The 551-nt window shown below is 65.7% G+C and carries 1 pseudogene; it reads left to right on the top strand.

The annotated features are described in order from the left end of the window. Nucleotides 1-551: pseudogene (locus tag NKI25_RS36395) on the top strand (IS110 family transposase); the annotation flags it as partial.

The following is a 551-nucleotide window of genomic DNA, read 5'->3' on the forward strand; positions in this document are numbered from 1 at the left end:
AAGAAGAAGCACGCGGTTGCGATCGCGGAGGGCGGCCGCACCGGCGAGGTCCGGTTCGTCGGCGAGGTCGAGAATAGTCCGGCGGCGATAGAGCGGACGATCAAGAAGCTGGGAAGAAAGTATGATCGTGCACGTCTGCTTCGAGGCTGGGCCGACGGGTTATGGGTTGTGCCGGCAGGTCAGCGATCTTGGTCACGACTGCATGGTGGTTGCGCCGGCCCTGATCCCGAAGCGGCCGGGCGAGCGCGTCAAGACCAACCGGCGGGACGCGGTCACGCTGGCGCGACTGCATCGGGCGGGCGAACTGATCGGGGTGTGGGTGCCGGACGTAGTCCACGAGGCTGTCCGCGATCTGGTCCGAGCCCGCGAAGCCGCAGCCGACGACCTGCGCCGCAAACGCCAGCAGCTGCTCTCATTCCTTCTGCGCCATGGGCGGATCTACCAGAACGGCGGTCATTGGACATTGGCGCACCGGCGCTGGCTTGCCCGACAGAACTTCGAGCATACCGCGCAGCAGATCGTGTTCCAGGAGAAGATCGACGCGATCGAGG

It is taken from the genome of Mesorhizobium sp. M0808 (assembly GCF_040320025.1).
Taxonomy (GTDB): domain Bacteria; phylum Pseudomonadota; class Alphaproteobacteria; order Rhizobiales; family Rhizobiaceae; genus Mesorhizobium.